The following is a 26,724-nucleotide window of genomic DNA, read 5'->3' as shown; positions in this document are numbered from 1 at the left end:
AGTTTATTCATTATGTCTACTACTGAGCGAATCCCCTCACTATTTCCAAATGTATCAAACCGAAAAAAGATGTCATGGCTTGATCGATTTGCAAAAAAAACAGTGATTAAATTACTGTCTTCATTGGTTTTTGGACGCATAACATTAATCGATGAAGGGCAACAGGAATGGAGTTTTGGTCGTGAAGGGAGCGATCATGAATACATCGTGCAGGTACACGATGTTCGATTTTGGCAGGCGGTATTGATGGGTGGAAGCGTCGGCGCAGGTGAAGCTTTTATGGCAGGCTATTGGGATTGTCATGACTTGACGGGATTGTTACGAGTTATTTTAAAAAATCGTGTTGTACTAGATCAAATGGAAAAAGGGTGGGCACGCTTAAGCTACCCTGTTCGCAGTTTACAGCACTATTTAAGACGTAATAGTAAGCTTGGGAGTCGCAAAAATATCGCCGAGCACTATGATTTAGGTAATGAGTTTTATAAGTTATGGCTTGATCCTTCTATGTTTTACTCAAGTGCTTATTTTGAAGAAGAGGACAATACACTTGAACAAGCATCATGGAACAAGTGCCGTATATTGGCAGAACAATTAGAACTCAATCAATATGATCACGTGTTAGAAATTGGCAGTGGTTGGGGAGGTTTCGCTTGTTATGCAGCCAAACATTATGGTTGTCGGGTCACCACGGTAACTATTTCACAAGAGCAATATCAGTTTGTATTAAAGCGTATAGAAGAGTGGGGGGTGGCCCATTTAGTTGAAGTTCAATTAAAAGACTACCGTGATCTTGAGGGGGTTTATACCAAGCTTGTTTCAATAGAAATGATCGAAGCGGTTGGTGCTGAGTTTTTACCTGTTTACTTTGAGCAATGCTCACATTTATTGAAACCCAACGGTATTATGTTGTTACAAGCAATTACCATTAACGATAGACGTTACCAACAAGCATTAGATGAAGTTGATTTTATTCAGAAATATATTTTCCCAGGTGGCTTTCTACCAAGTATTAGTGAAATGCTGAGAGTAGCTATAACGCATACTGATTTTCTCCTGAGCGATTTAAGTACCTTTGGTCGTCATTACGCAAAAACGTTAAATAGTTGGGCTGATAGATTTTTAAGTCAGCTAGACCGGGTACAACAACTGGGTTTTGATCAGCACTTTATTCGAAAATGGCAATTCTATTTAAACTATTGTGAAGCTGGATTCATGGAACGTGATATCGATGTCGTTCACATGAAACTGGTTAAACCTGAGTGGCGAAAATCATTTAACGATATCTCATCGAGTGGGTGTTAATACGTGTGGTATAACCAATTATAAAAGTTAGTACACTATTTACAATGAATAATACAAGACCGGTGTATAAAACAATACTGCCACTAAAAAGCGTTTGATTAGATAAAAGATGATTATAAAAAACGTTATGAAGTCCTTGATCTAAAGTCTTTAAAATTATCCAGCTGGCTAACGTACCTAGACAAATAACAATGGCTGATTCTAATAAAATGATCTCTATCATTGGGAATATCAATTGAATACGAGTTGTTCCTAGGCACGTTGCTACGTAACGTTCTTCATTAGAGTGTAAGTAATAATGTCGGATTGAACTGATAGATAGTGTGATAAACAATACTGTCATGACAGTAGTGAAAAGTATCAGTAAATGATGAATAAAGTCTCTCGTCTGAATGGTTCTCTCAACCCAAGGTAAATCAATATTCACTTTATGAATAGTGGGATTACTTTGCCAACTTTTCAATAATCGATCTAAGTCTTGTACAGATGAAGCTTTAATTGTCACTATCAATGCATCAGGTAAAGGATTAGTATGAATATGAGAGAGAATGTCTGTGAAATTATTGTCTTGTTTTAATTGAGCTAAACCACTCTCTTTGGTAATCAGCTCAGTCTTTAGTACTCCAGGTGATTGGTTGATTGAAGCTTGAAGTACTTGTAGTTCTTTTTGTGTGGTTGAGGTATTAACAAAAATAACCGTATGAATATTGGCTAATACTTCTTTTGTATGGTTGTCATAGTAACGAGATAGAGTTAATGCAGTTAATATAAAAGAAAAACATAACGCCATGGATAGCATTAAAAAAACCACATTAAAACGAGTTTTTTTAATGAGATGGTTAAACTGGATTAATGAGGATGTATGAGAAAGTATCATGGTGCAATATCAAAAAGTAAATGTTCCGTATCATCCGTCAAATGAGAATCCATCAGTTCAATGGTTCTCGTATGAGGATGCGATGAACTAGGTGTGAAATACTTACCACACTCAACAACAGTTAAGCCTTGTTGATGGCGATCGTGAATGAGTGTATCTATCAATTTAGTTGAATCACTATCAAGATAGTCAAGAGCGTCATCAATAACCAATAAAGAAGGCTCATGAATGAGTGCTCGGGCAATGAGCAATTTACTGTACTCAGTATCCGAAAACGTAGACACCATATCACGATAGCGGTGACCTAATTCTAGGTCAGATAAAATTTGCCGCCCTTTTTTTTCTGCGGTTGACCGTGAGATCCCCAATATTAACAGTGGTTGAATAATATTTTCTAATGCACTGAGATGACTAATTAATGGTAACCAGCGCGCTGCTAATCCGATCTTACGTCTAAGACGCGCTAATTGTGATTGATTCATTCGGTTGATAGCTTGGTCGAGTACAGTGATGCGTCCTTTCGTGACCGACATCATGCCCAAGATGAGCATAATAAATGTGGTCTTTCCAGATCCTGTTTTACCAATTAGCTTAACACGCTCACCTGCGGCAATATCGCAACTTAATTCTTTTAACGCTTCATATCCGGAGGGATAGGTAAAACTAACTTGTTCAAATCGAATCATTCTAGTAGCGCATCCACAAATGAGTTGGCAGAAAAGGGTTGCATGTCGTCTAGCTGTTCCCCTACGCCAATAAATAATATAGGTTTTGGACATTCTCCAGCAATCGCCGCCACCACTCCGCCACGTGCCGTGCCATCTAATTTAGTAATAATCAAACCAGTTAACTGTAGCGCATCATCGAAGGCTTTGACTTGGGTAATGGCATTCTGACCGGTATTAGCATCAAGGACTAGAATCACTTCATGTGGTGCACTAGGATCAGCCTTTGCTATCACACGTTTTACTTTTTTAATTTCTTCCATGAGATGTAACTGCGTAGGTAGACGACCCGCAGTATCAGCCAATACCACATCTATTTGTCTTGCTTTAGCAGCTTGAATGGCATCAAAGATCACGGCGGCAGAATCTCCTTTCTCTTGTGTAATGACATCCACCTGGTTTCTCTCACCCCAAGCAACTAGTTGAGCAACTGCTGCGGCTCTAAAAGTATCCCCTGCTGCTAATAATACGCTGTAATTGTGATTTTTAAGATGTTGTGCGAGTTTTCCGATCGAGGTGGTTTTTCCGGCACCATTAACGCCGGCAAAAACCAAAACAAAAGGTTTAGCTCGATCTGGGTCAAAAGTGCGTTCTAATGGTGAGAGTAAATCAATTAGCATAGAACGCAGTAACGGCTTTAATGCAGCAGCCTCTTCTACCCGTTCCTCCTTGGCTTTAATTTTGAGGTTTTTAATCAGTAGTTGTGCTGTTTTAACGCCTACATCAGCAAGAATCAGAGCTTCTTCTAAATCATTAAACCACTCATCATTTAAGCGACCGGTAAAGAGTCCGCTAACTTTGTTGTGGAGGTTATCGCGGGTTTTTTTTAAGCCACTTTTAAGGCGTGTTAACCAGCCTTCTTGAGTGGGGGCTGGAGAAGTATTTTCTTTAGGTGATTTCTTAAAAAAACTAAACATTGGATAATAGGAGCTTTATTAGGCTAAAAAGAGATTTTACCCGATCTATGCTAAAGGGAAACAAGGGAAAAGTTAAAATTATTGGGGGTAAATGGCGCGGTAGGTGGCTTGAGTTCTCTGGCATTGATGATTTGAGGCCAACCCCTAACCGTGTTCGTGAAACCGTATTTAATTGGTTGGGGCAAACCTTAACGGATAAAACATGTTTAGATCTGTTTGCTGGTAGTGGTGCTTTGGGCTTTGAGGCACTATCAAGAGGGGCTCAGTGTGTTGATTTTGTTGAGGAAAACCGTATTTCGGTTCAAGCATTAAGAGCCAATGCGACAAAATTAAGTGCTCATAACGCTACCGTATTTGCTCAGGATAGCTGGCAGTGGGTAAACAGTCATAATGGGGTGTACGATATTATTTTTTTGGATCCCCCCTTTAAGAAGACTGACTATGCTAGTCTTTTACGCTTAATTAAAGCAAAATTGGCGCCACAGGGGATAATTTACTGTGAATCGCCTAAAGGATTAGCTATTGATGAGCAGTGGCAAGTAATAAAACAAGCTCAAGCAGGTCAAGTACAATATCAGTTATTGCAGGAAAATAGGATTACTACATGATAACCAGGGCAGTATATGCAGGTACTTTTGATCCCTTAACTCTAGGCCATGAAGATTTAATTCGCCGTGGATCTCATTTATTTGGCGAGGTGATTGTAGCGATTGCTGACAGTCGTAATAAACGGCCACTTTTTACATTGAATGAACGCGTTGAGTTAGCCCGTGATTGCTTGCGTCACCTTGATAATGTAAGAGTTGAAGGGTTTTCTGGTTTACTTGCTGATTTTCTTAAAGTGAATGAAGCTAACGTAATTTTACGGGGTTTAAGGGCAGTGTCAGACTTTGATTTTGAATTTCAAATGGCAGGAATGAACCGTCGCCTCCATCCTGATGTCGAAACATTATTCTTAACTCCATCTGATCAATTTATGTTTGTTTCATCAACAATAGTAAGAGAAATCGCTTTATTAAAAGGGGATGTGAGTCAGTTTGTAAGTCCTCCAGTGATTCTTGCGCTGCAGAAAAAAATAGAAATGTTGCAGAAAGGAAACGAATAAATGGCTTTAATGATTACAGATGAATGTATTAATTGTGACGTGTGTGAACCTGAATGTCCCAATGATGCAATTAGTCAAGGCATTGAAATTTACGAAATAGACCCAAATAGCTGTACAGAATGTGTGGGTCATTATGATACTCCTCAATGTCGAGAAGTGTGTCCGGTTGACTGTATTCCGCTTAATCCTGACTTTGTAGAAAGCAAAGAGCAGCTCAAAGGCAAATACGATTTATTAATGAAAAAAAAGAACCAAGCTGCCTAACGGGGAGTTTAATTACATGCGTTTTTGGAAAAAAGGCTTATTAGCCACACTTGCTTTAACTGGTTTCGCCACACCTGTGTTTGCTCTTGATGTCCCCAATAATGAACTGACTTCGAAAAGAATGTTTGAGTTCTTTTTAGGGGAAATTGCCGCTCAGCAAGGGCAATTTGATATTGCTATAGGTGAGATGACTGAACTGGCTCAAGATACAAAGGATCCGCGCATTGCCCAACGCGCCACTGAAATGGCTCTTTATGCTAAACACTATCCCGCTGCGTTAACCGCCTTGGATTTATGGTTAACAGAAGAGCCTAACGCTGCTGAAGCACATCAAATTTTATCTGCATTACTGTTCACTAATGTGGCCCAAGAAGATTTGGCTAAGACCATTAAAGATTGGTTGGCAACCAATACCAACGGGGTTGATGAGATGTTCGATCGCCTCACTCCGCCAATTGTACAAATGCATGATGCCAATCAATCCTATAAGTTAGTACAAAACATTACTGAAGACTATGATCAAAGCCCAGCAGCGCAGTATTTGTTGGCTATTACGGCTTTTCAAGCAGGTCAAACTGATGATGCCTTAGCAGCGGTTAATCATTTACTTGATATTAAAGGTGACTCTGAGAAAGCAGCCATGCTGAAAGGACAGATTTTGGGGCATACACGTCCTCAAGACGCACTGGACTTTTATCAACAGTATCTTAATCAGTATCCTAACGCTCAGACAGTTAGGCTAAGTTACGCTCGTGAATTAGTGAATCAAAAGCAATTCAAGCAGGCGCGAGACCAGTTTTCTTACTTGGTTCAAAAAAATCCACGTAACGCAGATATTAAGCTTGCAGTAGCTTTACTTACCTTACAGCTAAAAGACTATGGTTCAGCAATGAATCAACTCAATGATTTACTGAGCCAGGGTGCCTCTGACCCTAGTATGATTCATTATTACCTAGGTGGCGCTGAGGAAGATCAAAAGCACTGGCAATTAGCGCTTGATCAATATGCACAAGTTAAGGAAGGTGATCAATATTTCAATAGCCAAGTCAGAATGGCTATCATTACTGCCAAACAAAAAGACTTACCTTCTGGTTTAGATATACTCCATCGTCTTCGTCCTCAAGATGATCAAGAAGCTGAGCAGTTAATGTACAGTGAAGAGGAAATGCGCCGTGATGCAGGCGATATTCAAGGTGCTTATAATCTCTTGGGTCATGCTTTAAAACACCAACCTGAAAACGTCAATATGCTCTACGAGCAAGCGATTTTGGCTGATCGATTAAATCGTTTTGATGTGGTGGAAGACAATCTAAAACGCGTTATTGCCATACGTCCTAATTATGCGCAAGCATATAATGCATTGGGTTACAGCATGACTGAACGTGGGCTGAAGCTTGATGAAGCAAAGCGCTTGATTGAAAAAGCGTTAACGATTACTCCTGATGATCCATTTATTTTAGATAGTTTGGGATGGGTGAATTACCGTTTGGGTAATAATGCTGAGGCTCTTCATGCACTTAAGAAAGCTTATGCGTTGCAAGAAGATCCTGAAATAGCGGCTCATTTGGGTGAGGTTTTATGGAAATCTGACAGCCAAGATGAAGCTAAACAAGTATGGCAAAAAAGTTTGAGTTTACATCCTGATAATGCTGCTTTAAAAGACACCATGCATCGTTTCATAAAGTAGACGCGATTGATGTTGTTTAGACAGAATTATCTCATTATATGGGTAGTATTGATCCTTGCGGGTTGTGCTACCCATAATGCATTTGAAGTAGCACAAGACCAGGTGGATGGAATCGGCGCCATTCATCAGGTCTCTTTTATGGGACGCTTGGTCGTAGCAGACAATGACCATAGCGACAGCGGCTCTATTGAGTGGCGAGGAGATTTTGTTCAACAACAAGTGGTGTTGTTGTCGCCCTTGGGGACTACTATTGCTGAGTTAACGCATCGCCCTGATCAAACTCAATTAAGCTTATCAAGTGACAGGGTAGTGAGTGCTAGTAATGTGGAAGAAGTTACCAACCAGATGCTAGGCTACCCCCTTCCTTTGGATGGCATGCCTTGGTGGATACTGGGGTTAACTTGGCCTGACACTGCAGGTGAGATCACTCATGATAAAGAGGGGAGAGTGTTGACAGTAAAGCAGGATGATTGGCTTGTTTCTTATGGTCAATGGCAGAATATTAACGGCCAATGGCTACCTAAACGTATTAGTCTCACGCAAGGCGGGATTAAAATTCGCATTATTGTTGATCGCTGGCATATTGTTAGACGTTAATATGTATACCCCCACACTGAGCTTACCAGCCCCGGCTAAGATTAATTTGTTTTTACATGTTTTAGGTCAGAGAGAGGACGGCTATCATCTTTTGCAGTCTCTTATGACCTATCTTGATTTTAATGATGAAATTTCTCTTACTCTAAGGCAAGATGGTCAGATTAAGCGAGTGGGTGAGTATTCTGTTAATGAAGAGCATGACCTGGTTATAAAAGCAGCTCGACTATTGCAACAACAAGCTTCTGTGGCAGCGGGGGTAGAGATCTCTTATAAAAAAAGAATCCCGATGGGGGCCGGCTTAGGTGGCGGCAGTTCGGATGCTGCAACAGTTTTAATAGGCTTAAATAAAATTTGGGATTTAAAGGCAAGTAGACGGAAGTTGGAGGAAGTTGGGCTCACTTTAGGGGCGGATGTGCCTTTTTTTATTAGAGGGGAGAGCTCTTTTATGGAGGGGATTGGAGAGATTCTTCATCCTTTTCATGTTACTCCCCGTTGGTTTTTGGTGCTTAACCCCGGAATGGGGGTGAGTACCGCCGAAGTCTTTCGCGATCCACAATTGACAAGAGATGCACAACCCGTCAAAATGTCAGACTTTTCAGGAATAGTTGGTCGCAATGATTTGCGGCCAGTGGTAATAAGACGTATTCCTGAAGTTGGGCAGTTATTGGAGTGGTTATCAAAATGGGGGGAAGCCCAGATGTCTGGCTCAGGAACCTCTTGTTTTGTGGCTTTTGATAGCGAACAAGCAGCTTATCAAGCCTGGACTACTAAGCCTAAACATTACACAGGTTTTATAGCTCGTAGTATGGATTATCATCCATTGCGAGAGTGGTTATAAACAGCAGGGGAGTCGCCAAGTGGTAAGGCACCGGATTTTGATTCCGGCATTCGTAGGTTCGATCCCTACCTCCCCTGCCATTTTTATTTAAACATTCAAACAGTTAGAGGTTGTTGAGAGTTCCATGTCATCCGCTAATTTAATGGTTTTTACTGGAACAGCCAATCCAAAGCTTGCCAGTGAGGTTGCTAATCACCTAACTATTTCAGTTGGTAGAGCTACCGTTGGTCGTTTTAGTGATGGTGAAGTGATGGTGGAGATTCTTGAGAATGTCCGTGGTAAGGACTGTTTTATTCTCCAGTCAACTTGTGCCCCGACCAATGATCACTTGATGGAAATCATGGTGATGACTGACGCTTTGCGTCGTGCCTCAGCAGCCAGAATTACTGCAGCTATTCCCTATTTCGGTTATGCCAGACAAGATCGTCGTCCTCGCTCAGCGCGGGTTGCTATTTCGGCGAAAGTGGTAGCAAATATGTTGCAAGGTGTGGGCGTCGATAGATTGCTTACAATGGATTTACACTCCGATCAAATACAAGGTTTTTTTGATATACCTGTTGATAATGTGTATTCCACCCCAGTCTTCTTGGGAGATATTTGGCGTGCAGCATACCCTAACTTGACTGTCGTTTCTCCTGATGTGGGAGGGGTGGTTAGAGCGCGTGCAGTAGCTAAAAGACTAGAAGCAGATTTAGTTATTATTGATAAACGTCGTCCTAAGCCTAACGTGGCTCAGGTAATGAATGTAATTGGTGATGTGGCAGGTAAAACCTGTTTGATTATGGATGATATGGTGGATACTGCAAACACATTATGTGAAGCAGCGGCTGCTTTAAAAGCCCATGGTGCTAACAAAGTACTGGCTTATATTACCCATCCAGTGTTGTCAGGTAATGCACCAAATAGAATTAAAGACTCTGCTTTAGATGAATTAGTTGTAACAGATACCATCCCTTTGTCTGAGTTATCTGCAGGATGTACAAAAATTCGTCAGTTAGGTATTGCAGAGATAATGGCAGAGACTATCCGTCGAATTAGTGATGAGGACTCTGTCAGTTCATTGTTTATGGAGTAGTTGTACCCTTATTATCTGGTCGCGGATAGTGAGGTTTTATAAATTGTAATCAAAGGAAATTATCATGGAAATTAAAGTAACCCAAAGAAGCGTACAGGGCACTGGAGCGAGCCGCCGCCTGCGCCGTCAGGGACGTGTACCTGGCATCGTATATGGTGGAGGAGCAGACGCTCTAGCTATCGAGTTAGATCATAACGAGATCTTTCATAAATTACGTCAGGAAGCATTCCATTCATCCATTCTCACTATGAAAATGGATAATAAAACAGAACAGGCATTATTGCGTGATGTACAAATGCACCCGTTCAAACCTATCGTGTTACATGTGGATTTTCAGCGTGTTAGCGCCAATGAAAAAATTCATATGAAAGTGCCTTTACACTTTGTTAATGGTGACATTTCACCTGCAGTAAAATTGTCAGGTGCAATTATCAGTCATATTTTCAATGAAGTGGACGTCTTGTGCTTACCAAAAGACTTGCCTGAATTTATTGAAGTTGATTTGAAAGAGTTAACTGTTGGCCATTCTCTCCATTTGGCTGATGTGAAAGCGCCAAATGGTATTGAGTTTGTAGCCGTTGTTAAAGGTGAAAACCCTGCCGTGGTATCAGCTGTACTGCCACGTGCTGCTAAAGCGGAAGACGACAGCGCACCAGTGGTATCTGCTGCTGATGTGCCTGCAGCAAACCAAAAAGCACCCAATACTGAAAAGTAATTGCTAAGTAAACCAATGGGCAAAGACCGTTATTTCTTTGCCCATTATTTTAGTCGTGTCTCGTGGAGTCGACTGTGCGTTTGATAGTGGGTCTAGGAAATCCTGGTAAGGAATATGAGGCCACGCGCCACAATGCAGGCTTCTGGTTTGTTGATCGCCTCAATCAAGAATATCAAGGGACGTGGTCTAATGAATCACGTTTCCAATCTCAAGTTTCAACCGTACGTATTAATCAACAAGACATATGGTTATTAAAACCATATACTTTTATGAATGCTAGCGGTAGAGCCGTGTCTTTATTTACGCAGTTTTATCGTATTGATCCTTCAGACGTATTAGTAGTTCATGATGAGCTTGATTTGTCAGCGGGTGAAGTGAAATTTAAGTTTGGTGGAGGCAGTGCCGGCCACAATGGCTTGAAGGACATAACTCGCGCTTTATCAAAACCTGAGTATTGGCGCCTTCGTGTTGGTATTGGGCATCCTGGTGAGCGTCATAAGGTGGCTGACTATGTTCTTAATCGAGCAACAAAAATTGAATCTGAACAGATAGACGAAGCGTTAAATAAAGCCCAACAAGTGATCCCTGAGTTTTTAAGCGGATCAAAAGAGCAGGTAATGAAATTACTTCATTCTAAAGGGGGTAAGTAATGATGACTCGATCTCTTGAAAAGATGACTTCATTGGTATTGTTTCTATGTGTATATCTGGTATTGATGATGTCGGCGCATGCTGAGTCAAAACAAGAAATTGACGCCGAAGTAAAGGAAACACAGCAACATTTTTACCAGTATTCATCAGCGGGTCATGAATTGATGAAACAATCGGTGGGGTACTTGGTTTTTCCGCAAATCATTAAAGCAGGTCTCGGTTTGGGTGGCTCTTACGGGGAGGGGGCATTAATTGTTGGCGGTCGGACAGTGGCGTATTACAGTATTGCCTCAGCCTCATTTGGTTTTCAGATGGGAGTGCAAACACATAGTGCTGTTATCTTATTTATGAAACAGGCGGTGTTAGATCGCTTCCGTAATAGTCCAGGTTGGCAAGCTGGTGTAGATGGCAGTGTGGCTCTTGCGACCCTTGGTGCAGGTGGCAAAATTGATACGCAAACATTAAATCAACCTATTATTGGTTTTATTTTTTCGAATAAGGGATTAATGTTTGATTTAAGTCTTGAGGGATCAAAGATCACTCAAATTTATCGTTAGTTTAGGTGGATGAGTTATGAGTTTACAGTGCGGGATTGTGGGATTACCCAATGTTGGTAAATCAACGTTATTTAATGCGTTAACCAAAGCGCAAATTGCAGCAGAGAATTATCCTTTTTGTACTATTGAGCCAAACGTTGGCGTTGTGGAAGTCCCGGATCCACGTCTGAATCAATTAGCAGCAATAGTCTCACCAGAAAGAATTCTCCCCGCTGTAACGGAGTTTGTAGATATCGCTGGGTTAGTGGCGGGGGCCTCAAAAGGTGAAGGTTTAGGTAATCAGTTTTTAGCTAATATAAGAGAAACAGATGCCATAGCCCATGTGGTGCGTTGTTTTGAGGATCCCAATGTGATTCATGTGTCAGGTAATGTGGATCCTATTAGCGATATTGAAACAATTAATACTGAACTTGCTTTAGCTGATTTATCGACTGTAGAAAAAGCGGTACAACGTGCCCAAAAAACTGCCCGTGCAGGGGATAAAGAGGCAGTCAAGTTATTGGCAATTCTTGAAACAATTCAAGGTAAACTAAACCAAGGTATGCCTGTTAGAGCAATGGGTTTTGATGAAGAAGAAAAGGTTCTCATTAAACCTTTGTGTTTAATTACAGCCAAACCCACCCTATATGTAGCTAACGTTGCTGAAGGTGGTTTTGAGAATAATCCCTTATTAGACAAAGTAAAAGCGTTTGCTGAGCAAGAACAGGCACCTGTAATATCTATTTGTGCTGCAATAGAAGCGCAACTCTCTGATCTCAGCGATGAAGACAAATTGCTCTTTCTTTCAGATATGGGGTTAGAAGAGCCAGGACTAGATCGTTTAATTCGTGGCGTATATAAACTTCTAGGATTGGAAACTTACTTTACTGCTGGTGTCAAAGAAGTACGAGCCTGGACTATTCGCAGAGGGTCTACCGCACCACAGGCTGCTGGGGTGATACATAATGACTTTGAGCGTGGCTTTATACGGGCTGAAGTGATTGGTTTTGAAGACTTTATTGCTTGTAAAGGAGAGTCTGGAGCTAAAGAAGCCGGAAAAATGCGTTTAGAAGGTAAAGAATACCGAGTACGTGACGGCGATGTTATGCATTTCAGATTTAATGTTTAATGTTTTCTTTACAAAATGTTACAATTGGCTTATTTGTTATTTAGTGGTTCAGGTAGGAGTGGATTATTAATACGATATATATGAAGGGAAAGAAGTCATCAGCGGTATTACTGCTGCATGGCTTGTATGGAACCCCTCAGCAATTACAATATATTGGGCGAAAACTGAATGTTCAAGGTGGATATAGTGTTTGCATTCCAAATATCCAAGGTTATTCAGTTTTTGATAATCCGGAAGCCAATAATACAACCAATTGGCCGCATTGGTTAGAACAGGTTGAAGCACGTTTTGATGCCTTAAAACGTGAGTATGATGAGGTGAGTGTGGCAGGCTTGTGTATAGGCGCTGACTTATGTCTTGAGCTTGCTGCTAAGAGAAGTCCTGATATTCACTCATTGATTTTATATTCAGCACCACTACGTTACGATGGTTGGAATGTGACTTGGCTGAGATGGTTTAAATTTATTGGTTATTACACGCCAATTCGTTACTTTTGGTCACTTACTGAGCGCCCACCCTACGGTCTTAAAGATGAAAGGATTCGTCAATGGGTAGCGCATCAAATGGAAAAAAAAGGATCATCAGCCATTGGTTCATCTGCCTCTCCCTTAACAGGCGTTGTGGAGTCTGAGAGATTAATGCGCAGTGTGCGTGGGAAACTGCACAAAATTTCTGCTCCGACCCTTATAATACATGCTATTGAAGATGACTTGGCTAGTCCAAAGAATGCAGAACAGATTGAAAAAAGCATTTCTTCCACAGTCATTAAGAAAGTACTACTAAATAACTGTTATCATATTATAACTATGGATTTTGAGAAGGAGCGAGTAGCTCAAGAGACGCTTAGCTTTATTCAAGGTCAGTCACTGCCAGAAAATGTGCAGAATAAAACTAATTTGTTACTAGTTAGCTAGAAAAGAGTATTCATGAGTTCATTACCTGTTATACAAAAAATGCTTGTTGAAGAGTTTGGTTTAACTCCAGAGCAAGTCCAACCCGACTCTCAACTAGATGAGCTTGGCGTTGATTCACTAGCCACTGTTGAATTTATGTTTATGTTGGAAGACCGGTTTAAGCTTAAGATGAGCGGTGAACCTGTGCCTATCAAAACAGTGGGAGATATTGCCAAGGAAGTTGACGCGGCAATGGAAAAACAAGGTATTAGTCTTACAGATAACTAATATGCCATGAAAAAAGTTGTGGTTACTGGCATTGGGGCTATTACCCCACTTGGACCTGACTTCAGTTCACTAATGAATGCAGTCTACCAAGGGCAATCCGGTGTTAAAGCACTGGATACGCCCTGGATTAGTCAATTACATTCTCCCCTTGCTGCCCCGGTTTTATTCCCCGTAGAAGATCACTTTACAAAACTCAGACGCTTGATGCTAGATCGTGTGGCTCAGTTAGGCTTATTGGCGGTAAAAGAGGCCGTTAACCAAGCCCAGCTCGATACCTCTGTTGACGCAGGATTAGGCGGTGGAATTTTTTGGGGAACTGGTATGGGTGGTGCCCATACGCTAGAGCAGGCTTATATGGATTCATTTAGTAATCCCACTTCACGTCCACGACCTACCACTATTGTGATGTTTATGACTAACTCCACAACAGGTCAGATTGGTATTGAGCACAAAATAAAAGGTCCCAGTACCACTTATTCATCTGCTTGTTCCTCTTCAGCTGTAGCTATAGGAGAAGCCTTTGAAGCCATTCGTCATGGCAAAATTAACTATGCCGTTGCAGGCGGTAGTGAAGCGCTATTAACACTGGGTGTAATGAAAGCATGGGAGTCGTTACAAACCTTAGCCCGTCCTGATAAAGAGCATCCTGAAACCTCTTGTCGTCCTTTTTCTAAAGATCGATCGGGCTTTATTTTAGGAGAAGGGGCAGCATCACTAATATTGGAAAGTGAGGAACACGCCATACAAAGAGGGGCAAATATATTGTGTGAGATAGTGGGCTACGGCAATACCACTGATGCCTCACATATTACCCAACCCGATGCCAATGGCCAAGCAAGGGCAATGAGTTTGGCTTTATTTCAAGCAGGACTTAGTATTAATGACGTCGATTATATCAACGCTCATGGTACAGGTACTCAAGTGGGTGATATCAGCGAAACGAAAGCTATTCATCATGTATTTGGTGACCGTGCAAAACACATACCAGTGAGTGCCACCAAAGCGTTACATGGTCATTTAATGGGAGCCACAGGGGCGGTGGAAATGGCAATCGCGTTAGGTAGTCTGCTAAATCGTCAAATACCAGGTACTGCTCATCTATTTAATCCTGACCCTGAATGCGATCTGGATTATGTATCTGAAGGTGCTCGAGTCTTAGAAAAAATTGATGTTGTCATGAGTAACTCGTTTGGTTTCGGTGGAAACAACGCAGTACTTGTTGCTAAACGCTATCGTTAACTCACTCTCCTAATTTATTAGTATATTCAATCTACACTACTTATAAGTTCAACCTTATCTATACCTATAGAAAGTAGAGTGTTCCCTACTAAATTCCTGCAGCGTGAGCTTGTTGATCTGCATGATAACTTGAGCGTACCATAGCCCCACAAGCGGCATGTTGAAAGCCCATTATCTTTGCTTGTTCGGAAAAATACTCAAATTCATCTGGCGTAACATAACGCTTCACAGGTAAATGATGTAAAGTTGGTTGTAAGTACTGGCCAATAGTTAGCATGTCGGTATGGTGCTCTCGTAAATCATGCATGACCTCAAGAATCTCTTCGTTGGTCTCACCGAGACCTACCATCAATCCTGACTTAGTAACGATATGGGGATGTCGGAGTTTGAATTCTTTAATCAACTTTAAAGAGTGCTGATAATCTGCTCCTGGACGTGCTTCACGATATAGACGAGGAACGGTTTCTAGATTATGGTTCATCACATCAGGTAGGGCTTTGCCTAAAATATCTAAGGCAAGATTTAAACGCCCCCTAAAATCAGGGACCAATACTTCAATTTGGGTTTGTGGTGACAGTTCACGAACTGCTTCAATACAACGCACAAAGTGTTCGGCGCCACCGTCGCGTAAATCATCACGATCAACACTGGTAATGACAACGTAATTTAATCGTAAGTTGGCAATACTTTGCGCTAAATGAAGAGGTTCGTTGGTATCGAGAGGATCTGGCAAACCGTGCCCCACGTCACAAAAAGGACAGCGTCTGGTACAGCGGTCTCCCATGATCATAAATGTAGCAGTACCTTTACTGAAGCACTCACCAATATTGGGGCAACTGGCTTCTTCACAAACAGTGTGGAGTTGTTGCTCGCGTAACAATGATTTAATTTCATTAAAACGTGGGCTGGTAGCGGTTTTAACGCGAATCCAATGAGGTTTTTTTAATGGTTCCTGAGGAACAATTTTGATGGGGATACGAGCAGTTTTAAGTGCCCCTTTTTCTTTAACACTCATGTTCGATTGCCTCCACACGTAACAAGCTAGAGAGGGCGATAATAACAGCTTTAATCACCGCTTCTTTTGTGACATCCTGACACCATTCTTTGACCTGTGTTGTTGCAAGATGTTCATAACCACAGGGATTAATAAACGTGAATGGGGTTAAATCCATATCGACATTAATTGAAAACCCATGCCGGCACAGACCATTTTGAATACGTAATCCTAATGCGCTTATTTTAGCATGATCAACATAAATTCCCGGTGCACCCTCAACACGATGAGCTTCAATTTGAAAGAGTTTTAATGCTTGAATTACTGCTTCTTCAATGGTGTTAACCAATTGTCTTACAGTTAATTGATGACGTTTTAAGTCTAATAAAATATAAAAAATTAATTGTCCTGGGCCGTGGTAAGTAATTTGCCCGCCACGATCAGAACGAATAACAGGGATGTGAGTGGGGTTAGTCAAAAGATGGCTCATCAGCCCCGCTTGCCCTAGGGTGAACACCGGAGCATGTTCAAGTATCCATAACTCATCACAGGTATCAGCCTGACGCTGTTGATTAAAGCGTTTCATGCTCTCCAGTGACTCCTGATAGTCGGTGAGTCCTGGTAGGCGACGAATAATTAAAGAAGGATGGGCAGACACGGCAGTAACATTACAGAACCATAACCACTAAAGGATGAGAAGACAGTTCACGATATAAGTTATCTAATTGCTCACGCGATACTGCGCGAATAGTACAAGTGACACTTAAATACTTTCCTTCTCTACTACTGCGCATTTCCATTGAGGCGGCATTAAAATCTGGAGCATGTTTGAGGACAATCTCAAGAATAGTTTGAGCAAAACCATCTACCGTTTTACCCATTGCTTTAATTGGAAACTCACAAGGGAATTCAAATGGATCATCAGGATTAGTTGATTCATCAGAAAAATCTATTGTCATATTATTTTAAGCTTTGGTAGAGAGTTAATAACTGTTTGAACAGAGGGCCTGGTTGTCCATTGCCTACTGGTTTCCCATCAATTTGGGTAATAGGAACGATTTCACGTGTGCTCGATGTCATCATGATTTCGCTCGCTTGCAAAAGTACTGTTTGAGGAACAGGGGCTTCTTTAAAGGGAAGTCGATGTTGTTGTGCAAGATCAATAATCAGATCGTAGGTGATGCCAGGCAAAATTAAATTGTTTCTTGGCGGGAAAAGAAGGGTGTTGTCATGAACAACAATAATGTTGCTAGCAGCACCCTCAGTGACAAAGCCATCACGAATGAGAACACATTCAACAGCCCCCTGATCGACTGCGTATTGACGCAATAATACATTAGCTAACAAAGCGGTGGTTTTTAAATCACAATGTAACCAGCGGTCATCAGTATGAGTCACAACTTTAATACCATTCTCAAGCCAGTCTTGTGGTACTGGAGCCATGGGTTTTGCCATAGCAAATACCGTGGCTGACGTATTTTTAGGGAAAGCATGATCTCGTGGAGCAACTCCTCGAGAAATCTGTAAGTAGATAGAGGAGTCTTCTTGATCAGCTTCTCCTACCAACTGACCAATAATAGTTCGCCATTGATCGTGATTTAGTGGCGCCGCAAGACGTATTCCTTTTAGACTATTATCAAGGCGTTGTAAATGAGCATCTAGCGCAAATGCTTTTCTGCTATAAACGGGAATGACTTCGTAGACGCCGTCACCAAAAATAAATCCTCGATCTAATACTGAAATCTGTGCTTGTTCAATGGGGAGCCACTGACCATTTAAATAAACATTACTCATTTAATCATTAACCTTATTGAATCCCAACCGCGTGTAAATGCATTACCAAGAGGTACATTATCTAATGAAACCAAAGGAATGTCTTCAATGGCGTGACCGTTATAGGTGATTTCTAGCTTACCTACTGGTTGACCCACAAGGATTGGAGCTACTATAGGTTGAAAAGTAGTTAATAGCTCATGAAAGCGACTGCTGTCTCCAGCAGGATGAGTGATCCAGACATCATGGGTAAAGCCTGCACGAATTTCATGTAAGCTTCCTTTGTAAGAGCTAAGAGTTTTAACCGCAGTGTCTTTCTTAAACAAAAGTGTGCTTTCAAAAGTCTGAAATCCCCAATTTAATAATTTTTGGCTTTCGCTGGTTCGTGCTTTGTCGCTGTTGGTACCTAGCACCACAGAAATAATTCGTCTCTGTCCACGTTTTGCTGTACTGATTAAACAATAGCCAGCAGATTCTGTATGCCCAGTCTTTAGTCCATCCACGCTTTGATCGATCCACAATAAACGATTACGATTGGGCTGTGAGATGTTGTTATAGCGATATTCTTTCGTTGCAAAAACAGGCATGTAATCAGGGAAATCGTTCATCAGTGCCACAGCGAGTTTAGCGAGATCGCGTGCTGTCGTGTAGTGCTGAGGATCAGGAAGTCCCGTGGCGTTAACGAAGTGTGTATTGGTCATACCTAGACGATTAGCCGTAGCATTCATACGACTAACAAAGGCATCCTCGGATCCCGCAACAGTTTCTGCTAAGGCTACTGTTGCATCATTACCCGATTGGATAATCATGCCATGAATTAATTCATCTACACTTACTGGTTTCAGTGGTTCGATAAACATTCTTGAGCCAGGTGCATGCCAAGCATGTTCTGATACGGTCACACTTTGGTTGAGATTAATCTTATGGTTTTTTAGCGCTTCAAATACTAAGTAAGCACTCATTAGCTTGGTTAGCGATGCCGGCTCAACGCGGTCATCAGGATTGAGGGTGGCCAATAACTGATGTGATTCCACCTCTTCCAGATAATAGGCTTTTGCTGCCACATAAGGTGCCACTAAATTGGTATTTGCTGAGTTAGTGTTGGTGGCTGCTGGAATAGGAGAAACATCAGCATAACTCGTTATACTGGATAATAAAAGCGCTGCTAATGCGCTCAGGCTAAATAGTTTATTCATCATGATTTACTCAAAAAATTATTTCGGAAAAACTCGTTCAACTAATACTTTGGTTGTACCATGCCCTAACATACCCAATTTATAGGCAGCGGTATAACTTAAATCAATCAGTCGATCATCTCTAAAAGGTCCTCGATCATTAACGCGTACGATAACCCATTTATGATTTTTTAAATTGGTTACTTTTACATAACAAGGTAGTGGTAGTGTGGTGTGCGCCCCTGTCATGGCATACATATCATAGGTTTCACCGGTTGATGTTCGATGATGGTTATACCGTTTGCCGTACCAAGAGGCATAACCCACAGCACGATAGGGAGCGTTTGAGACTTGCGGATAATACCATTTACCTAATGCCTCATAGGGTTTGTTAGCATAGCGATTATAGGGTTCCCAATGAGGTACAGCATTTGGCACTTCATCAAGATTTTTAGGTGGGTTACTTTCAGGGCCATCATCCAGATAATAGCCACCATTGGAATGACGATAACCACTTGTGGATGCACAGCCACTTAATAAACTCAAGATTAAGCAAGCAATAAGTAAACTGATAACTTTCATTGTTTAACTAATTGGCGATGATGATGAACACTCATTAGTATGCCAATACTTATAAAAAGTGTCACTAACGATGTGCCGCCATAACTGAGAAATGGTAAAGGTACACCTACCACGGGTAGTATGCCGCTTACCATACCCATATTCACAAAAGTGTAAGTAAATAGAGTCATTGACAGCGTTCCTGCAATGAGACGCGCAAATGGGGTAGAGCCTTCTATGGCAATAAAGAAGCCTCTCACAATAACTACTAACATTAAACTTAGAAAGAGTAATTCACCAACCAAACCAAACTCTTCACCAAAGACTGCAAAAATAAAATCGGTACTGTGTTCAGGCAAAAAGTCTAAATGAGACTGTGTACCATGTAACCACCCTTTACCCAGAATTCCCCCTGACCCTACAGCAATCATCGATTGTAGAGTATGGTAGCCAGCCCCTAGAGGATCTTTAGTAGGATCGATAAGGGTTAAGATTCGTTGTTTTTGGTAATCATGTAATATATGCCAGACCAACGGCAGAGAAGCGAGTGCACCGATCATTAACGTAATTAATACGCGCCATGATAAGCCTGCTAATACGATCACATACAAGCCTGAGCTTGCGATCAACAGAGCGGTACCAAGATCAGGTTGCTTAACCACCAGTAAAACTGGCATGATGAGTAATACTGCTGCTAATACAAAATCCAACCAATAGCGGTCTTTACCACGTTTATCAAAATAACTAGCAAGCATTAAAGGTAATGCAATTTTCATGAACTCTGAGGGTTGTAAATGAAGTGGGCCAATATGTAACCAACGCCGTGCACCATGACTAACCTCACCAAATAAAGCGACAGCTACTAGTAATACAAGAGAAAAAATATAAATAGGTAGTGCTAGTTTCTGAATGGTATTCGGTGAAATAGAAGCCAATACCCACATTAGCAGTAAGGCTATAAGAAGATTTTTAACTTGCCCAATAGTTTTGATCATATCCATGCCTGAGGCACTATAGAGAACAACCAAACCTATTAACATGAGAATCAGGCTAGTATTCAATAAAGTAGGATCAAGAGGTTTTATAAAACGATCGAGAAGCTTTTTAATCATGAGAGGCCTCTTGATCTGTAGTATCTTTGGCTTGAGTATCGTCTTTAATGGCTGTGGTGGGTAGCCCCAGCAAATAATTATCCATTACCTGACGTGCAATAGGAGCGGCAGTGGAGCCACCATGCCCCCCGTTTTCTACTAAAACTGCGACAGCAATTTTAGGTGCATCAGCGGGAGCAAAGGCAACAAATAAAGCATGATCTCGATGAAACTCCGAAGTTTGCCCTGCATTATACTTTTGCCCTTGTTTAACACCAATTACTTGAGCAGTTCCTGTTTTTCCAGCAATGAGATAGCCGGCTTTAGCTCCAGCAATCGCAGCAGTCCCACCAGGTTTCATTACCGCCACCATGGCATCACGAATAATATTAAAATGTTCATCGCTTTCAGGAATGGTGGCAACCACTTCCGGTTGTATGGCAGTTAGCGTGTTGTTTTGTGGGTTTCTCATGGATTTCAATAAATGTGGACGCATCATGACACCATGATTAGCAAATGTTGCGATAGCATTAGCAAGTTGTAAGGGAGTCACTAAAATATAACCTTGCCCAATACCACTGATGACTGTCTCACCGGTATACCAGTCTTGATGATAACGTTTTCTTTTCCAAGCCGTTGACGGATATAGCCCGCTTACTTCACCGTCTAAATCAATCCCTGTTTTTTTTCCAAAACCAAAGTGGTTGAAAAAATCATGCATACGATCAATTCCTAACTGATTAGCAAGGCTGTAATAGTAGGTATCACAAGATTGAACAATAGAGAGAAACATGTCTACCAAACCATGACCTTGTGGACGCCAATCTCTATAGTGGTGGGTCGATCCGGGTAGGGCGTAGTAACCAGGATCACTGATTTTAGTGTCAGCATTTCTCACCCCTGAATTAAGTGCCAGTAAAGCCATGAGTGGTTTGATGGTAGAACCTGGAGGATACTGGCCACGCAAAGCGCGATCATTAAGTGGTTTGTTGGGAGAGTCATTTAATTCAGTCCAATGCTCTTGATCAATGCCATCCACAAATAAATTTGTGTCAAAGCCTGGTTGACTGACAAAGGCTAGAATCTCCCCGGTTTTAGGATCAATGGCGACCAGTGCCCCACGATGATCGCCAAACGCTTTTTCTGCAGCCAATTGTAATTTGGCGTCAATGGTTAAATAAAGGTCTGTTCCTGCAACAGGAGCAGAATAAGACAATGTTCTCACCCCGTGTCCTGAGGAATCGGTTTCAACTTGTTCAGAGCCTGTTGTGCCGTGGAGTAGCGACTCATAGTGAGCCTCAATACCTAATTTACCAATATGATTAGTACCTCGATACGCATCAAGCTTGTCTTCATCATCTAAGCGATCCAAATCATTTTGATTGATGCGACTGATATAACCCACCACATGAGATGTGGCCTCAGCAAGTGGATAATTACGAATTAATCGAGACTCAACATTGACTCCAGGAAAGGCGTACCGATGAACTGAAAAACGTGCAATTTCCTCTTCTGTGAGTCGGCTACGAATGGCAACCGGAGCTAAACCGTGCGACTCCTCGTTGAGTTTATGAAACAGTTTTTTATCAGAGGGAGTAATAGAAATAATATGTGATAGTTGTTCAATAACTTGATCGACAGGAGCGCTTTCTTTTGGGTTAATTTCTAAGGTGTAGGTGGGTGTGTTGTTAGCCAGTATCACCCCATTACGGTCAAAAATATTGCCGCGGTTGGGTACCACGGGCACAATACTAATGCGGTTGGCTTCTGCTAGAGTATGGTAATAACCGTAGGAGACAACTTGCAGCCAAAATAAACGAATGAGTAATACCAGGCATAAGACAGCGATAACACCGACCAATATCTTGATACGAAACTGAAAGTCCCACCGTTCTTGTTGTGGATTACGAAGTGAGACCCGCTTTTTCATGAGGATTGTGATGTCAGCTTGATTTCAACCACGTAAGGAGTAACAAGCCAACATACTGCAGAGAGAATACTTTGTAAAAACCACAACCAATCAGGTAGTGTGCCAGCGGTGATGTAAATGATGAGAGTAATAATTACCTGGTTTAATAAAAAAGCAGGTAATAGATGTAATGCTTGATTCGCTGCATAAAAGGTAAGGATACGCTGACGATAGGCGGAGAGTAGCCAAAAGACAACGCTGAAGCTAAATGCGTGAACTCCCAAAATAGAGCTTTGTGCCACGTCCGATAACAATCCAAAAATAAAAAAAGCAGAACCGTTAACAACACGCGGCTCGTGAATTCCCCAATATAACAAAACAATCAATATCCAATTAGGTTCGATCAATAGCGCATAACCTGACCAGGGTAGTAAAGTAAGAATAACAGCCACCATTAAAGTTAATATAATCCTACTCATTGGAGCAGGTTTTTTAATGGAAGTATGTGTGCTGGATAGGATCATAAAAAATTAATTTTTCTTTTTAGTGTTTTTTTTCTTATCCAGAGAAGAGGGTACCTCTTGTAGAGGTTTGATTTTTTCAGCTAACTCTGTATCGCTGACCGGAGAGAGGATGGCTAAATAGTGTCCTGAGCGCATCACATGGTTGGTTTTACATTGAATCTTAAAGTAAGCAGAGTTGTTTTCACGAGTCACCGATACCACTTGCCCCACAGGAATCCCTGCTGGATATAACCCACCAAGTCCTGAGCTGACGATTTCATCTCCTACTTTAAAGTCACTGGTAATAGGAACATACATGACATCAAATAAGTCATTAACCCCTTCTCCCTCAGTGAAGGAGCGATAACCTGTTCGTAGGTTTTCAATGGGGACAGAGAGATTTTTATCACTAATTAGTGTGACTTCACTGCTATGAGGAAAAAGTTGAGTTATTTGTCCAATGAGTCCGGCACTCGTTACCACAGGAGACCCCACTAAATAATGCTGTGACGTACCACCATCAATCATTAATTTTTCATGAAAAGGATTGTGTACAGCATAGAGTGTTTGGCTAATTTGCATGACGCTATTGTAGCGCCCCTTTATGCCCACTAACGCTTCAAGTTCAGCATTTTTTTTACTTAATAATTCTTTATCTTGAATGCTGATATTGGCTTTCAGTAGTTCTAATTTAAGTCTTTTGTTTTCAGCCGCAAGCTCTAGTTGATTACTAAATAAATTGGTTGTGTGTGAGATTAAACTAGACGGTAAGTTAGCCACTGCTTGGAAGGGTTGGAGAGTGATGTAAACCAAATTTCTTAGTGCATTGAGTTGATGAAAATGGTTGTCAACGACAATAGCAAAGAGTGCTAAAAGCAAATATAAGGATTGTCTTAACCACAGAGGGGCACCACGTGTAAAAAGCTGAGGGGTACGTGTACTCATAAAAAAAACCCTAACACCACACGTACTCCCATGCTAAAAATTAGTCAGTGGTAAAAACCATACCCAAACGATCGATTTCTTCTAAAGCACGACCACATCCACGAACTACGCAAGTGAGAGGATCTTCAGCAACCCAAACAGGTAGACCTGTTTCTTCGCTGAGTAAACGATCAAGGTCACGCAGTAATGCGCCACCACCAGTTAATACCATGCCACGGTCGGCAATATCCGCCCCAAGCTCTGGCGGAGTTTGTTCTAAAACAAAATGAATGGTACTAATGATCGAGTTTAATGGGTCAGTGAGCGCTTCCAATACTTCGTTACTGGAAATAGTAAAGGTTCTTGGTACTCCTTCTGCGAGGTTACGCCCTTTCACTTCCATTTCTTTTACTTCAGAGCCGGGGAATGCGGAACCAATATTTTTCTTGATTTGCTCTGCAGTGGTTTCACCAATGAGCATACCGTAATTACGACGGATGTAGTTAATAATGGCTTCGTCAAACTTATCACCACCTGTTCTAACTGATGAGGAGAATACCAATCCCCCTAAGGATAGAACTCCAACTTCAGTGGTTCCACCACCAATATCAACCACCATTGATCCTGTGGCTTCAGCAACAGGTAAATTAGCACCAATCGCTGCTGCTACCGGTTCTTCAATTAAATAGACTTGTCTTGCGCCAGCACCAAGGGCTGATTCTCTAATAGCTCGTCTTTCGACTTGAGTTGAACCACAAGGCACGCAAATAATAATCCGTGGACTCGGTGACAACAATCTTGATTCGTGAACTTGTTTAATGAAATATTTCAGCATCTGCTCGGTAATGGTAAAATCAGCAATCACACCATCCTTCATGGGCCGGATGGCAGTGATATTACCAGGGGTGCGTCCTAGCATGGCTTTAGCTGCTAGACCAACAGCTTGAATAACTTTTTTGCCTTGGGTTTCGCCATCTTGGCGAATAGCAACAACGGAAGGTTCGTTAAGAACGATACCTTTGCCTCTGGAATAGATAAGGGTGTTAGCTGTACCCAAATCAATAGCTAAATCGTTGGAAAAATATCCACGTAAAAATTCGAACATAAACACTGCCCTTAAAGATATACTTTTTAGCCTTACATGATACCTGAATCAGGCACTGCTTTAAAGTAAAGGAAAGAGAAAATTGTGAGTTTAACAGACCAAGAAATAAAGCATCTTGCTAAATTAGCAAGAATTCATATTGAAGACACTGAGTTAACTCTATTGAGAGATCAGTTGGCTAAAGTCTTTCAATTAATTGATACGCTACAGGCAGTTGATACCGCTGGTATTGAGCCACTCTCTCATTCTTTGGCGCTAAGCCAACCTCTGCGAGAGGATCGTGTAACTGAACCTAATCTGCGCGATATGTATCAAGCCGTCGCCCCTGAAGTAGAAAAGGGTTTATATATTGTTCCAAAGGTCATTGAATAAGTCATGGATATTTCCTCACTTAGCGTCAAAAAAATTAAGCAACTTATTGATTCAAAGAGTATTTCTTCTGTTGAGTTAGCGGGATTGTATTTGGATCGTATTGAGCAATTAAATCCTCAATTAAATGCCTTTGTGACTGTGGATAGGGATAAAACCCTGGTTCAGGCTAAACAAGTGGATCAGTTAATCGCTCAAGGGCAAAGAAATCCATTAATGGGAGTGCCGATAGCACATAAAGATATTTTTTGCGCTAAAGGTTGGTTAACAACCTGTGGTTCAAAAATGTTGGCTAACTTTGTGGCACCCTATGATGCTCATATTATTGAAGAATTTAATAAAAGTGGAGCGATCACCTTAGGTAAAACCAATATGGATGAGTTTGCCATGGGCTCAAGTAATGAGACATCCTACTTTGGTTTAGTAAAAAACCCTTGGAATTTAACCAAGGTCCCTGGAGGTAGTTCTGGGGGGTCGGCTGCTGCTGTTGCAGCGAGATTGGCTCCTATAGCCACAGCCACTGATACCGGTGGCTCTATTCGTCAGCCTGCTGCGTTGTGCGGAATTACTGGGCTTAAGCCCACTTACGGTTACGTGTCACGTTACGGAATGATTGCTTACGCTTCAAGTCTTGATCAGGGTGGGCTCATGGCGCCAAGTGCGGAGGATATTGCATATGGCTTAAACATCATGGCAGGACATGATGAACGTGACTCCACTTCAGTTAACAGAGAGAAAGAAGACTTTAGCTTGCAACTTAATCAATCTATTGAAGGATTAAGAATTGGTGTGCCGCAGGAGTTTTTCAGTGAAGGTTTAGATAGTGATGTTGCGCAAGCAGTAGAATTGGCTATACAAGAATTAGAAAAATTAGGTGCGGTTCGAGTGCCTTTGAGTTTACCTAATACTTCCTTGTCAGTGCCTGTGTATTACGTATTAGCTCCGGCTGAGGCATCGAGTAATTTGTCACGTTTTGACGGGGTGCGTTACGGACATAGAACAAAAGAGTATCGTGATTTAATTGAGCTCTATGAAAAAACGCGTGCAGAAGGATTTGGTGCTGAGGTAAAACGACGAATTTTAACAGGGACGTATGTGTTGTCACGCGGCTACTATGATGCCTACTATTTACAGGCTCAGCGAGTAAGACGATTGATCCTGCAAGATTATTTACGCGCCTTTGAGCAATGTGATGTTATCTTAGGGCCTTCCACGCCGACTGTGGCCTTTGGTTTTAATGAAAAAACCAGCGATCCTGTTAGTATGTATTTATCAGATATTTTTACTATCAGTGTTAATTTGGCGGGACTGCCTGGCCTATCCATTCCTGTTGGTTTTGGTAAAGAGCATTTACCAGTTGGGCTACAACTGATAGGACCTCATTTTTCTGAAGCCAACTTACTAAATGCAGCACATCAGTATCAATTGCACACTGATTGGCATCAACATCTTCCTGCTGGCATAGCTGGAAATTAGGAGTAAA

The 26,724-nt window shown here is 41.5% G+C and carries 31 protein-coding genes and 1 tRNA gene; 18 read left to right on the top strand and 14 right to left on the bottom strand.

What is annotated here, in order from left to right:
• Positions 1-12: 12 nt before the first annotated feature.
• Positions 13-1,302 (top strand): SAM-dependent methyltransferase, encoded by a 1,290-nt coding sequence (locus FV185_RS06950; RefSeq protein ID WP_067495551.1) that lies wholly within the window; start codon positions 13-15, stop codon positions 1,300-1,302.
• On the opposite strand, the gene FV185_RS06945 is transcribed toward FV185_RS06950, so the two are convergent.
• The 3 genes from FV185_RS06945 to ftsY are packed head-to-tail and all read right to left on the bottom strand — an operon-like array spanning position 1,274 to position 3,821.
• Positions 1,274-2,179 carry a cell division protein FtsX gene (locus tag FV185_RS06945; protein ID WP_067495548.1) on the bottom strand — a complete coding sequence of 302 codons (906 nt, stop codon included), beginning with the start codon at positions 2,177-2,179 and terminating at the stop codon, positions 1,274-1,276. The two genes, FV185_RS06950 and FV185_RS06945, sit on opposite strands and share 29 nt — an antisense overlap.
• Positions 2,176-2,865 (bottom strand): ATP-binding cassette domain-containing protein, encoded by a 690-nt coding sequence (locus tag FV185_RS06940; protein WP_067495545.1) that lies wholly within the window; start codon positions 2,863-2,865, stop codon positions 2,176-2,178. Before FV185_RS06940 ends, FV185_RS06945 begins: the two co-directional genes overlap by 4 nt.
• Complete coding sequence (ftsY, locus tag FV185_RS06935; protein WP_067495543.1) at positions 2,862-3,821, bottom strand: signal recognition particle-docking protein FtsY; 960 nt, start codon at positions 3,819-3,821, stop codon at positions 2,862-2,864. Before ftsY ends, FV185_RS06940 begins: the two co-directional genes overlap by 4 nt.
• Before the next feature lie 47 nt (positions 3,822-3,868).
• Between ftsY and rsmD the strand changes: the two genes are divergently transcribed.
• The 15 genes from rsmD to FV185_RS06860 all read left to right on the top strand — a co-directional run bounded on the left by rsmD (position 3,869) and on the right by FV185_RS06860 (position 14,837).
• On the top strand, positions 3,869-4,429 hold the full coding sequence (rsmD, locus tag FV185_RS06930; protein ID WP_067495540.1) for a 16S rRNA (guanine(966)-N(2))-methyltransferase RsmD: 561 nt from the start codon (positions 3,869-3,871) through the stop codon (positions 4,427-4,429).
• Positions 4,426-4,926: a pantetheine-phosphate adenylyltransferase gene (gene coaD, locus FV185_RS06925; protein ID WP_067495537.1), complete on the top strand. Its 501-nt coding sequence runs from the start codon at positions 4,426-4,428 to the stop codon at positions 4,924-4,926. The genes rsmD and coaD overlap by 4 nt, the downstream gene beginning before the upstream one ends.
• A complete protein-coding gene (locus FV185_RS06920; RefSeq protein WP_067495533.1) occupies positions 4,927-5,190 on the top strand; it encodes a YfhL family 4Fe-4S dicluster ferredoxin in 264 nt (87 codons plus the stop codon). It begins immediately after the preceding gene.
• Between the two features lie 16 nt (positions 5,191-5,206).
• Positions 5,207-6,877 (top strand): tetratricopeptide repeat protein, encoded by a 1,671-nt coding sequence (locus FV185_RS06915; protein ID WP_067495530.1) that lies wholly within the window; start codon positions 5,207-5,209, stop codon positions 6,875-6,877.
• A 9-nt stretch (positions 6,878-6,886) separates the two neighbouring features.
• The gene (gene lolB / locus FV185_RS06910) at positions 6,887-7,474 is read left to right on the top strand and encodes a lipoprotein insertase outer membrane protein LolB (protein WP_067495527.1); all 588 of its coding nucleotides are present in this window, start codon (positions 6,887-6,889) and stop codon (positions 7,472-7,474) included.
• 1 nt (position 7,475) lies between these two features.
• The gene (gene ispE, locus FV185_RS06905; protein WP_067495524.1) at positions 7,476-8,312 is read left to right on the top strand and encodes a 4-(cytidine 5'-diphospho)-2-C-methyl-D-erythritol kinase; all 837 of its coding nucleotides are present in this window, start codon (positions 7,476-7,478) and stop codon (positions 8,310-8,312) included.
• Between the two features lie 5 nt (positions 8,313-8,317).
• Positions 8,318-8,392 (top strand) — tRNA-Gln (locus FV185_RS06900).
• 44 nt (positions 8,393-8,436) lie between these two features.
• Entirely contained in the window at positions 8,437-9,387 is a 951-nt protein-coding gene (locus FV185_RS06895) for a ribose-phosphate pyrophosphokinase (protein WP_067495521.1), read from the top strand.
• A gap of 64 nt (positions 9,388-9,451) precedes the next feature.
• A complete protein-coding gene (locus FV185_RS06890; protein WP_067495520.1) occupies positions 9,452-10,102 on the top strand; it encodes a 50S ribosomal protein L25/general stress protein Ctc in 651 nt (216 codons plus the stop codon).
• A 62-nt stretch (positions 10,103-10,164) separates the two neighbouring features.
• Positions 10,165-10,752, top strand: coding sequence for an aminoacyl-tRNA hydrolase (pth, locus tag FV185_RS06885; RefSeq protein WP_067495516.1), 588 nt, complete (start codon positions 10,165-10,167; stop codon positions 10,750-10,752).
• Positions 10,752-11,309, top strand: a complete 558-nt coding sequence (locus FV185_RS06880) for a BPSL1445 family SYLF domain-containing lipoprotein (RefSeq protein WP_197457815.1) — start codon at positions 10,752-10,754, stop codon at positions 11,307-11,309. Before pth ends, FV185_RS06880 begins: the two co-directional genes overlap by 1 nt.
• A 16-nt stretch (positions 11,310-11,325) precedes the next feature.
• Entirely contained in the window at positions 11,326-12,417 is a 1,092-nt protein-coding gene (gene ychF / locus FV185_RS06875) for a redox-regulated ATPase YchF (RefSeq protein ID WP_067495513.1), read from the top strand.
• A gap of 80 nt (positions 12,418-12,497) precedes the next feature.
• Positions 12,498-13,331, top strand: coding sequence for an alpha/beta hydrolase (locus FV185_RS06870; protein WP_067495510.1), 834 nt, complete (start codon positions 12,498-12,500; stop codon positions 13,329-13,331).
• A 12-nt stretch (positions 13,332-13,343) separates the two neighbouring features.
• Positions 13,344-13,598, top strand: a complete 255-nt coding sequence (locus tag FV185_RS06865) for an acyl carrier protein (protein WP_067495506.1) — start codon at positions 13,344-13,346, stop codon at positions 13,596-13,598.
• 6 nt (positions 13,599-13,604) lie between these two features.
• Positions 13,605-14,837: a beta-ketoacyl-[acyl-carrier-protein] synthase family protein gene (locus tag FV185_RS06860; RefSeq protein ID WP_067495503.1), complete on the top strand. Its 1,233-nt coding sequence runs from the start codon at positions 13,605-13,607 to the stop codon at positions 14,835-14,837.
• A gap of 88 nt (positions 14,838-14,925) precedes the next feature.
• On the opposite strand, the gene lipA is transcribed toward FV185_RS06860, so the two are convergent.
• The 11 genes from lipA to FV185_RS06805 are packed head-to-tail and all read right to left on the bottom strand — an operon-like array spanning position 14,926 to position 24,872.
• Complete coding sequence (gene lipA, locus FV185_RS06855; protein WP_067495501.1) at positions 14,926-15,852, bottom strand: lipoyl synthase; 927 nt, start codon at positions 15,850-15,852, stop codon at positions 14,926-14,928.
• The gene (lipB, locus tag FV185_RS06850; RefSeq protein WP_082787069.1) at positions 15,842-16,489 is read right to left on the bottom strand and encodes a lipoyl(octanoyl) transferase LipB; all 648 of its coding nucleotides are present in this window, start codon (positions 16,487-16,489) and stop codon (positions 15,842-15,844) included. The genes lipA and lipB overlap by 11 nt, the downstream gene beginning before the upstream one ends.
• Positions 16,490-16,499: 10 nt before the next feature.
• A complete protein-coding gene (locus FV185_RS06845; RefSeq protein ID WP_067495495.1) occupies positions 16,500-16,790 on the bottom strand; it encodes a YbeD family protein in 291 nt (96 codons plus the stop codon).
• A 1-nt stretch (position 16,791) separates the two neighbouring features.
• The gene (locus FV185_RS06840; protein WP_067495492.1) at positions 16,792-17,625 is read right to left on the bottom strand and encodes a D-amino acid aminotransferase; all 834 of its coding nucleotides are present in this window, start codon (positions 17,623-17,625) and stop codon (positions 16,792-16,794) included.
• Positions 17,622-18,803 carry a D-alanyl-D-alanine carboxypeptidase family protein gene (locus FV185_RS06835; RefSeq protein ID WP_067495490.1) on the bottom strand — a complete coding sequence of 394 codons (1,182 nt, stop codon included), beginning with the start codon at positions 18,801-18,803 and terminating at the stop codon, positions 17,622-17,624. The genes FV185_RS06840 and FV185_RS06835 overlap by 4 nt, the downstream gene beginning before the upstream one ends.
• 15 nt (positions 18,804-18,818) lie before the next feature.
• Positions 18,819-19,361: a septal ring lytic transglycosylase RlpA family protein gene (locus FV185_RS06830; protein WP_067495488.1), complete on the bottom strand. Its 543-nt coding sequence runs from the start codon at positions 19,359-19,361 to the stop codon at positions 18,819-18,821.
• Entirely contained in the window at positions 19,358-20,452 is a 1,095-nt protein-coding gene (rodA, locus tag FV185_RS06825; protein WP_067495486.1) for a rod shape-determining protein RodA, read from the bottom strand. The genes FV185_RS06830 and rodA overlap by 4 nt, the downstream gene beginning before the upstream one ends.
• Positions 20,445-22,361 (bottom strand): penicillin-binding protein 2, encoded by a 1,917-nt coding sequence (gene mrdA, locus FV185_RS06820; RefSeq protein WP_067495484.1) that lies wholly within the window; start codon positions 22,359-22,361, stop codon positions 20,445-20,447. Before mrdA ends, rodA begins: the two co-directional genes overlap by 8 nt.
• Positions 22,358-22,819, bottom strand: a complete 462-nt coding sequence (mreD, locus tag FV185_RS06815) for a rod shape-determining protein MreD (protein WP_197457814.1) — start codon at positions 22,817-22,819, stop codon at positions 22,358-22,360. The genes mrdA and mreD overlap by 4 nt, the downstream gene beginning before the upstream one ends.
• Positions 22,820-22,870: 51 nt before the next feature.
• On the bottom strand, positions 22,871-23,788 hold the full coding sequence (mreC, locus tag FV185_RS06810; RefSeq protein WP_067495480.1) for a rod shape-determining protein MreC: 918 nt from the start codon (positions 23,786-23,788) through the stop codon (positions 22,871-22,873).
• A gap of 40 nt (positions 23,789-23,828) precedes the next feature.
• The gene (locus FV185_RS06805) at positions 23,829-24,872 is read right to left on the bottom strand and encodes a rod shape-determining protein (RefSeq protein ID WP_067495478.1); all 1,044 of its coding nucleotides are present in this window, start codon (positions 24,870-24,872) and stop codon (positions 23,829-23,831) included.
• An 84-nt stretch (positions 24,873-24,956) separates the two neighbouring features.
• Here FV185_RS06805 and gatC point away from each other — a divergent pair, with 84 nt between their 5' ends.
• The gene (gatC, locus tag FV185_RS06800) at positions 24,957-25,244 is read left to right on the top strand and encodes an Asp-tRNA(Asn)/Glu-tRNA(Gln) amidotransferase subunit GatC (protein WP_067495476.1); all 288 of its coding nucleotides are present in this window, start codon (positions 24,957-24,959) and stop codon (positions 25,242-25,244) included.
• A gap of 3 nt (positions 25,245-25,247) precedes the next feature.
• Entirely contained in the window at positions 25,248-26,717 is a 1,470-nt protein-coding gene (gene gatA / locus FV185_RS06795; RefSeq protein WP_197457813.1) for an Asp-tRNA(Asn)/Glu-tRNA(Gln) amidotransferase subunit GatA, read from the top strand.
• Positions 26,718-26,724: the final 7 nt, after the last annotated feature.

Origin of the sequence: Ferrovum sp. PN-J185 (genome assembly GCF_001581925.1) — a bacterium.
Taxonomy (GTDB): domain Bacteria; phylum Pseudomonadota; class Gammaproteobacteria; order Burkholderiales; family Ferrovaceae; genus PN-J185.
Note: the sequence above shows the minus strand (reverse complement) of the source record. Positions and strands in the feature narration are given on the sequence as shown.

What these genes read in the sequence shown, in the direction of transcription:
- FV185_RS06950 (WP_067495551.1), top strand. Translation starts at nt 13, where the DNA reads ATGTCTACTACTGAGCGAATCCCCTCACTATTTCCAAATGTATCAAAC.
- FV185_RS06945 (WP_067495548.1), bottom strand. Translation starts at nt 2,179, where the DNA reads ATGATACTTTCTCATACATCCTCATTAATCCAGTTTAACCATCTCATT.
- FV185_RS06940 (WP_067495545.1), bottom strand. Translation starts at nt 2,865, where the DNA reads ATGATTCGATTTGAACAAGTTAGTTTTACCTATCCCTCCGGATATGAA.
- ftsY (WP_067495543.1), bottom strand. Translation starts at nt 3,821, where the DNA reads ATGTTTAGTTTTTTTAAGAAATCACCTAAAGAAAATACTTCTCCAGCC.
- rsmD (WP_067495540.1), top strand. Translation starts at nt 3,869, where the DNA reads ATGCTAAAGGGAAACAAGGGAAAAGTTAAAATTATTGGGGGTAAATGG.
- coaD (WP_067495537.1), top strand. Translation starts at nt 4,426, where the DNA reads ATGATAACCAGGGCAGTATATGCAGGTACTTTTGATCCCTTAACTCTA.
- FV185_RS06920 (WP_067495533.1), top strand. Translation starts at nt 4,927, where the DNA reads ATGGCTTTAATGATTACAGATGAATGTATTAATTGTGACGTGTGTGAA.
- FV185_RS06915 (WP_067495530.1), top strand. Translation starts at nt 5,207, where the DNA reads ATGCGTTTTTGGAAAAAAGGCTTATTAGCCACACTTGCTTTAACTGGT.
- lolB (WP_067495527.1), top strand. Translation starts at nt 6,887, where the DNA reads ATGTTGTTTAGACAGAATTATCTCATTATATGGGTAGTATTGATCCTT.
- ispE (WP_067495524.1), top strand. Translation starts at nt 7,476, where the DNA reads ATGTATACCCCCACACTGAGCTTACCAGCCCCGGCTAAGATTAATTTG.
- FV185_RS06895 (WP_067495521.1), top strand. Translation starts at nt 8,437, where the DNA reads ATGTCATCCGCTAATTTAATGGTTTTTACTGGAACAGCCAATCCAAAG.
- FV185_RS06890 (WP_067495520.1), top strand. Translation starts at nt 9,452, where the DNA reads ATGGAAATTAAAGTAACCCAAAGAAGCGTACAGGGCACTGGAGCGAGC.
- FV185_RS06880 (WP_197457815.1), top strand. Translation starts at nt 10,752, where the DNA reads ATGATGACTCGATCTCTTGAAAAGATGACTTCATTGGTATTGTTTCTA.
- ychF (WP_067495513.1), top strand. Translation starts at nt 11,326, where the DNA reads ATGAGTTTACAGTGCGGGATTGTGGGATTACCCAATGTTGGTAAATCA.
- FV185_RS06870 (WP_067495510.1), top strand. Translation starts at nt 12,498, where the DNA reads ATGAAGGGAAAGAAGTCATCAGCGGTATTACTGCTGCATGGCTTGTAT.
- FV185_RS06865 (WP_067495506.1), top strand. Translation starts at nt 13,344, where the DNA reads ATGAGTTCATTACCTGTTATACAAAAAATGCTTGTTGAAGAGTTTGGT.
- FV185_RS06860 (WP_067495503.1), top strand. Translation starts at nt 13,605, where the DNA reads ATGAAAAAAGTTGTGGTTACTGGCATTGGGGCTATTACCCCACTTGGA.
- lipA (WP_067495501.1), bottom strand. Translation starts at nt 15,852, where the DNA reads ATGAGTGTTAAAGAAAAAGGGGCACTTAAAACTGCTCGTATCCCCATC.
- FV185_RS06845 (WP_067495495.1), bottom strand. Translation starts at nt 16,790, where the DNA reads ATGACAATAGATTTTTCTGATGAATCAACTAATCCTGATGATCCATTT.
- FV185_RS06840 (WP_067495492.1), bottom strand. Translation starts at nt 17,625, where the DNA reads ATGAGTAATGTTTATTTAAATGGTCAGTGGCTCCCCATTGAACAAGCA.
- FV185_RS06835 (WP_067495490.1), bottom strand. Translation starts at nt 18,803, where the DNA reads ATGATGAATAAACTATTTAGCCTGAGCGCATTAGCAGCGCTTTTATTA.
- FV185_RS06830 (WP_067495488.1), bottom strand. Translation starts at nt 19,361, where the DNA reads ATGAAAGTTATCAGTTTACTTATTGCTTGCTTAATCTTGAGTTTATTA.
- rodA (WP_067495486.1), bottom strand. Translation starts at nt 20,452, where the DNA reads ATGATTAAAAAGCTTCTCGATCGTTTTATAAAACCTCTTGATCCTACT.
- mrdA (WP_067495484.1), bottom strand. Translation starts at nt 22,361, where the DNA reads ATGAAAAAGCGGGTCTCACTTCGTAATCCACAACAAGAACGGTGGGAC.
- mreD (WP_197457814.1), bottom strand. Translation starts at nt 22,819, where the DNA reads ATGAGTAGGATTATATTAACTTTAATGGTGGCTGTTATTCTTACTTTA.
- mreC (WP_067495480.1), bottom strand. Translation starts at nt 23,788, where the DNA reads ATGAGTACACGTACCCCTCAGCTTTTTACACGTGGTGCCCCTCTGTGG.
- FV185_RS06805 (WP_067495478.1), bottom strand. Translation starts at nt 24,872, where the DNA reads ATGTTCGAATTTTTACGTGGATATTTTTCCAACGATTTAGCTATTGAT.
- gatA (WP_197457813.1), top strand. Translation starts at nt 25,248, where the DNA reads ATGGATATTTCCTCACTTAGCGTCAAAAAAATTAAGCAACTTATTGAT.